Raw genomic sequence first — 6,182 nt, 5'->3', positions numbered from 1 at the left:
TCCACCTCAAGTAAGCATCTCGACCTCGCCGTACTACTGGACGACCACCATGGCCGGCGATCGTCTACTGGCGCGGGTGACCGCCATGGCGGCCGTTCTCACACAGGCTTATATGGACACCGCCCGGTTTGCCAAGCTGATTCTCATGTGACCGTCTCGACGGGTATCGGCTGCAGTCTTATATCCGGCCTTGTCATGCAAGCCGAAGCCTGCGGGCCCTGATGGAATTCGCCAAGAACGTCCTCATCTCCAGCACGCGCCTTTGAGCGCAAGCCTGTGTTCAGGTTTGAGTTCTCGCGGTCCGACCTGTCTTGCCATCACTTTGAATCGACCTCAGCAACCAACCAATGTTCCGTGCTTTCTCTGTCCTTCTACGCTGGCTTCACGCTAACGAAGTTCTTTTGGTAGGACTGACCCCGCGCCAGAATCGCCCACGCCGTGCGAGCCATCTTGCTTGCGAGTGCGACCGCAACGACGTTGGCTGGTCGCCTCGCTAGTATTTCCCTTTGCCAAGCCGTCGGTACCTTGGTGTGAAACATGACCGACCGCGCCCCGTGAATCAACAGCGTTCGCAAATACGGATCGCCTCGCTTTGAGATGGAGCCCAGTCGAACCTTGCCTCCCGTTCCGCTTTGGCGAGGCACCAGGCCGAGGAATGCGGCGAACTCACGCCCAGACTTGAACATCGCGGCGTCACCCATCGTTGCCACCAAAGCAGTCGCGGTCAGCTTACCTATGCCGGGTACATCGGCGATCGCGCGGCAGGCCTGATCTTGCTTCTGCCAAGCGGCTATTCGCGCCTCAAGTCGATCAATGTCCTGCTGGAGTCCATCGATACGCCCAAGCTGCTCTTGCAGACAGGACAGCATCGAGCCTGGTAGCTGGCTCTCGAACTCGGCCATGCGCCCCCTGATCTCGGCCAGACCGGCGACACGACCTGCTCTGAATGTCGCTCCGAACTCGTAAAGCAACCCTCGCAACTGGTTCACTTGCATCGTGCGGAATTTGAGTAAGAGTGCGCGCACTCGATGCAGACTCAGCATCGCTTGCTGTTCCTCCGACTTCACCGCGACTGTGCGCATCCCTGGCTGATGCACGGCAGTCCAGATCGCACGCGCATCCGCAGCGTCAGTCTTGTTTGTTTGCACGAAGGGGCGGATGAACTTCGGATGCAGTAAGACAACCTCGTGGCCCATCGTTCTGATCTTGCGCGCCCACCAATGCCCGCTGCCGCAGGCTTCCAACGCCACGCGCCCCTGCAGTCGAGCTGACAAGAACTTGAGGAGCTCTCCGCGGGTAAATCGGCGATTTACGATCTCGCCGGTTTGCGCATCGACCCAGTGCAGCTGAAACACGCTCTTTGCGACATCCAATCCATAGGTCGTAGCATTCATGTCAGGCCTCCAGTCGGAAGTGAGAAGGATGGAATCCTCACTCACTCTCACACACCCGCCGCCGTTTAGGTCCTCCACGTGACCAAAAAGAGGGCGGTGTCCATGCCATCTCCAGCGTTTGCCGACATCGAGGCTAGGTCCGTTTGATGCGGGAGACCTGCCGTTCCCGGTGGGCTTGGAGAAGTCCGCACCGGGCCCATTGCAGCTGTACACCGGACACGGCAGCCGCTCGAAAGCAGTCGTCCGAGAAGCTCTCCGACGTTGCAGTTGGCGAACCTGGCAGCCTCAAACACGTCAAGGTGCAATTAGTTGAGTTCGAAATCTCCGTCGTCGTTCTCCGTAGCAACAGTCCCAGCGCGCCTTCCGTTCACCTGAGCCCAGAAAGCCGGCTTGCGTCCGTGCCGATGCCGCACCTCAGCAACAAAGTCTTCATGTGATCGCAGCGGGGCGAGTACGGCGCCGGATTCGGCGATCTCGCAGAGCCGCGCCAAGTAGCGGGCACCGTGCCGGTAAGCCTTGGCGTATGCGCGCGCCAGGATATCAAGCAACAGCGCGCGGTAGATGACCGTCTCTCCGCGCCAGCGCTGCCGAGCGCGCAGAACCTTTGCCAAGGTTTCCAACGTGTAGAAGTCGTTGTGCCGTAGATTCTCCGCTTCCGCGACGAGCCCGGCTTCGGCACTATCGATATCGCCGACTTCGATGAGCAAACTTGCTGCCGTCACTGGATCGGACAGGCGAAGCGCCAGTTGGCGCGCGCGTTGTAACGCGTCAGTGTGGTTCGCTCCTGGGAGATGCTGCAGCCATTGCCGGAGGTGGAATACCGAAGGATGCTTTTCGAACATGTGCCGGCGAATCGGTTCGCTTGCCTCGAAGCGATCCAGCCGCTCTAACGCGTCGGCCAGCAAGCCTTCGCGAATCTCTTCCTTGTCATCCCAATCGCCCTCGAGCCATGGAAGCGCATCCCTCGGGGCGGTCCGCGTCGAAATAGGCCTCCACGAAGGACTGCTTCTGCAACTCATTAGGCTCTGGGCTGTACTGCAACACCGCTCTCACCGAGACATCCGGATCGCCAAGCGCTTCGGAAAGCAACGAGAGCGCGGCCGAAAGGTGGAACACCTCATGCGGGAGCCTCTGCAAATTGGATGCACCAGCGAGAACGTTGGCCATCCTGGATTCGAACTGATCCGCCAAGACGCGAAGCGCCGATTGCCCGAGCAGCAGGTTGGCGCTTCGGAGCAATTCCTCTCGCGCGCCGTAGTTGTCTTCTAGATACAGCGTCATCAGGCGATCGGGCCAGACGTCGGCCGGAGTCTCGCACTTCGCAGCCGCTTGAAGCCAATGCCTACAGGCTGAACGTACCGCGTCGCCGATGTCGGCTCCGGAATCGTCGCCGTGCTCGAACCATTGCTCGTCCGCCTCGATGAAGGCTTCAAACAAGGCCAGGCCGGCTGCGGGGTCCTTGGGCACCAGTTCGCGTGCCACCTGATCCAGCCACGTCTGGAGCTTCCGACCATAACCGGGCGCTTCGCGATAGGAGTAGGACCGCGTCGATCGTTGCCACGCCGCAAGAGTCTTCTTGAAACCGGCAGCCAACTTCTCCGGGCGATCGGACAATTGAAGGCGGAGCAGGCGGTCCTTGACCGCTTCATCGACCTCCGCAAGTTCGACAAGGACGTCGACCAGCGTCGCAACTTCCTGACGATGCAAGAAGGCGCCGAGGGTTTCAGCAGGAGCTTTGGGCATGTCTTCCGCGGCCGCGTCCATTCGACGTTGAACTCGCATGTCTCCTTATATCTTTCAAATAATTCAAACTTCAGTGGTCGATGAGCAGGCAAGCGCGTCGATCAGTGAACGGGTTGACTCGCCACCGCGTAGCCTGGGTCTCCTGCGAGCCCGAGCTCGAACTTCAGCACAGGGCGCGCGGTGGTGGTCTCTTTGTTCTGCTGCATCCCGAATGGTTGAACGAACACATTTCGTATTCATAAGGCTGGGAGCCGGAGAACCGCTATGAGTGAACCTGTCTACGTGGGCATCGATGTCGCCAAGGCCAGCTTCGAGGTGGCTGTCAGCGGCGAGGCGCAAACCTTGAGTCTGGGCAATGACGAGGCGGGCCACGCTGAGCTGTGCCAGGTGCTGGTGCCGCTGGCGCCGCGCCTGATCCTGCTGGAGGCCACGGGCGGCCATGAGCGGCTCCTGGCGCTCGCGCTGGCTGCGGCGGGCCTGCGTGTGTCGGTCATCAACCCGCGCCAGGCACGCGACTTTGCGCGCTGCATGGGCAAGTTGGCCAAGACCGATCGCATCGACGCGCAGGTGTTGCGTGGCTTCGCTGCTTTGCTGGACGCGCAGGGTCACGAGCCGCGTGCACTGCTCGATGAGCAGCAGCGCGAACTTACCGCGCTGGTAACGCGTCGACGCCAATTGGTCGCCATGCTGGTGGCCGAACGCCAGCGCCTCGCGCTGGCCCACCCGAAGGCCAAGGCCAGCATCCTGGCGATCATGGATGCGATCGCCGCCCAGCTCCACGACGTGGACGGGCAACTGCGCGAACATGTACAGGCTCCCCACGCCGACCTGGCCAAACTGCTGACCTCCGTCAAAGGCGTTGGCCCCACGACCGCCAGCACGCTGCTGGCGCAACTGCCCGAACTCGGCCACCTCAACCGCAAGCAGATCACCTCGCTGGTAGGCCTGGCGCCAATGAACCGAGACTCGGGCACTCTGCGCGGCCACCGCCATATCTTCGGCGGGCGCGCCGATGTGCGTCGCGTGCTCTACGTCGCTGCGCTCGTCGGCACGCGCTTCAATCCGGTGCTCAAAGCCTTCTACGCAAAGCTGCTGGCCGCCGGCAAACCCAAGAAGGTCGCCCTCGTGGCCTGTATGCACAAGCTGCTGATCATCCTGAACGCCATCGCTCGCACCAAGTCGCCTTGGAGCCACGAGATTGCGGGCATTGCTTGAGTTAGTCATTCAAGATGGTTGCTGAGGAGGAGGCCGGCGACGAGTTCTGGAACGGTAACTCAGCGTGGCGGCAGCGACAGCCCTCAAACGGATCGCGGTTGGACCGTCGGCCGAAAATGCCAGGCAGCGCCAAACTAGCTGCTTAAAAATTAAGCAATCACAATTATGTCAAACGCTGCTGGGCATGGGGCGCCGCCGAGCGAGTAGGGAATTCAGCACGTCCATCATACCGATTCCAACCTAGCGCGAGGAGGGCAGAATGGCCTAACGCCGAGAGACGGGCTAGCGTCCGACATAGCTCTTGGTCCCACTGTCGCTCAGGCAGTACCGCCCCCCGCGCGGCCCAATGCAAATGTTGCCAGCGCGGCACGAACATTCATCAGCATGGGATCGCGGCAGCTCCATCAACCTCGAGCCGGCGTTGGGCGACGCGCCCGAGCAAATCTTCTTCGAAGCGCTGATCGAGCCGTCGTTGCACGCGAACTTGGAACCAGCGCAATGTGCAACGCCACCTTTGCTCCCTGAGCAGGGATAGTTCGCATACGCGCCATGGGCGACCAGCAGAAGCCCTGCGCAAAGCAACGCCCTACCTGACGCGAAACCTCTACGAATGGCCATACTGCCGCAGGAGCGCCTCGAATTCCGCTGCGTCCAGGATCTTGATCGGCGCGCCGGCCGCTTGCAGTTGAGCGGCTTTGCGCTGCTTGGTGCTCATTCCATCTGGGCCGACCAGCGAAAGATCCTGGTCTCCCACCACGACAAAGTCGGTTTTCTTGGAGACGCCGCTTGTGCATCGGCACCCCAGCGATGCGGCCTTTGCTTCCGCAACTCCTCGCGGCATCGCGAGCTCTCCCGTAAAGACGATCCGAGTGCCGGCTAGCGGACCAGAGGAATTCGGGATCGCCGCCGCAACCTTCTCGGGTCTCAACCTGCTGCCACCGGTCGTCGTGGCACCTCCCATACCGAGCCAGTCGCGCGCCCAAGTGTTCGTCGTCTCCTGCGCCTTGACGAACACGTCCCCGGCGGCGCGCGCATCGGCGAGGGCCTCGTGATGATTGAACAGCTCAATTCCAAGCCGCGCGCAGACCTTCTTTAGTGCCCAGCCACCCGTACTGAACTCTGCGGGCCAAGCGCCTTTGACCACATGCTGTAGATCAAGCCATTGGCCTTCGAAAGTGGATAAGCCATATCGCGTTGCCGCTTGTGACAACGCGCTGCGGTCGAAGTCTCCGTAGCTCGCGACACATGCACCCGCGAAGCGCCTTTGCATCTCCATGAAAACCTCTGGCAGCGTGGGCGCTGATTGAATAGATTTGCGCCCAATGCCGTGTATCCCCACGTTGATAACATTGAACTCGTCCTCGGGATTAACCAGGGTTGTCCACTCGTCGACGATCTTTCTGTTCTCATAGACCACGAGGCCGATCTGGCAGATTGATGAGCGCCGGGAATTGGCTGTTTCGACGTCGATTGCTACGAATCGTGCCATCCCGTCAACCCTCCTCGATCGGCGCCAGCGCCAGTGCCTGAACGTCGCTCTTGAACGTCACCTGCGTTTGGAAGCGAGTGCAGGTGAGAATGACGGAGGCGTCTGTGTCAATGTCGAGGTTCTCGCCACGAAGTCCTTGCCATGTCGCAAGGTAGTGCAAGGAGCCAACGCACTTGCCGGCCTTCAGTGGCTTGTCAGCACCACCTTTCCAAGCCAAAGGACGGAACTCCCCTCTAAGAGCTTCCTCCCGCATCGTCGGTGACTCTTTGGCCTTTGCGATGCCTCTCGCCCAACAACAAATCAGCCCTCTGTCCGTGCCCTCCCATCGCTCGCCCCATGTA

General features: G+C 60.8%; 6 protein-coding genes. 1 reads left to right on the top strand and 5 read right to left on the bottom strand.

Going from position 1 to position 6,182, the window contains the following annotated elements; translation table 11 throughout:
• Positions 1-371: 371 nt before the first annotated feature.
• From QTH97_RS34620 to QTH97_RS34610, 3 genes are all read right to left on the bottom strand, one after another.
• Entirely contained in the window at positions 372-1,394 is a 1,023-nt protein-coding gene (locus tag QTH97_RS34620) for an IS110 family RNA-guided transposase (RefSeq protein WP_286573154.1), read from the bottom strand.
• 305 nt (positions 1,395-1,699) lie between these two features.
• Complete coding sequence (locus tag QTH97_RS34615; RefSeq protein ID WP_286573152.1) at positions 1,700-2,299, bottom strand: DUF6880 family protein; 600 nt, start codon at positions 2,297-2,299, stop codon at positions 1,700-1,702.
• A gap of 22 nt (positions 2,300-2,321) precedes the next feature.
• Complete coding sequence (locus tag QTH97_RS34610) at positions 2,322-3,176, bottom strand: DUF6880 family protein (RefSeq protein WP_286573150.1); 855 nt, start codon at positions 3,174-3,176, stop codon at positions 2,322-2,324.
• 225 nt (positions 3,177-3,401) lie between these two features.
• Here QTH97_RS34610 and QTH97_RS34605 point away from each other — a divergent pair, with 225 nt between their 5' ends.
• The gene (locus QTH97_RS34605) at positions 3,402-4,352 is read left to right on the top strand and encodes an IS110 family RNA-guided transposase (protein ID WP_286573149.1); all 951 of its coding nucleotides are present in this window, start codon (positions 3,402-3,404) and stop codon (positions 4,350-4,352) included.
• Between the two features lie 282 nt (positions 4,353-4,634).
• Here the strand turns inward: QTH97_RS34605 and QTH97_RS37230 are convergent, their stop codons facing one another.
• Positions 4,635-4,970, bottom strand: coding sequence for a YdcA family protein (locus QTH97_RS37230; protein WP_506555392.1), 336 nt, complete (start codon positions 4,968-4,970; stop codon positions 4,635-4,637).
• The gene (locus QTH97_RS34600) at positions 4,957-5,841 is read right to left on the bottom strand and encodes an exonuclease domain-containing protein (protein ID WP_286573148.1); all 885 of its coding nucleotides are present in this window, start codon (positions 5,839-5,841) and stop codon (positions 4,957-4,959) included. The genes QTH97_RS37230 and QTH97_RS34600 overlap by 14 nt, the downstream gene beginning before the upstream one ends.
• Positions 5,842-6,182 lie beyond the last annotated feature (341 nt).

The sequence above is a fragment of the Variovorax gracilis genome, from assembly GCF_030317115.1.
Classification (GTDB): Bacteria; Pseudomonadota; Gammaproteobacteria; order Burkholderiales; family Burkholderiaceae_C; genus Variovorax; species Variovorax gracilis.
The sequence above is the reverse complement of the archived record's forward strand: the minus strand, read 5'-3'. Positions and strand labels throughout refer to the sequence as shown.

Bases quoted from the DNA above. Each gene is read 5' to 3' on its own strand.
- QTH97_RS37230 (WP_506555392.1), bottom strand. From the start codon at position 4,970: ATGGCCATTCGTAGAGGTTTCGCGTCAGGTAGGGCGTTGCTTTGCGCA.
- QTH97_RS34610 (WP_286573150.1), bottom strand. From the start codon at position 3,176: ATGCGAGTTCAACGTCGAATGGACGCGGCCGCGGAAGACATGCCCAAA.
- QTH97_RS34605 (WP_286573149.1), top strand. From the start codon at position 3,402: ATGAGTGAACCTGTCTACGTGGGCATCGATGTCGCCAAGGCCAGCTTC.
- QTH97_RS34600 (WP_286573148.1), bottom strand. From the start codon at position 5,841: ATGGCACGATTCGTAGCAATCGACGTCGAAACAGCCAATTCCCGGCGC.
- QTH97_RS34620 (WP_286573154.1), bottom strand. From the start codon at position 1,394: ATGAATGCTACGACCTATGGATTGGATGTCGCAAAGAGCGTGTTTCAG.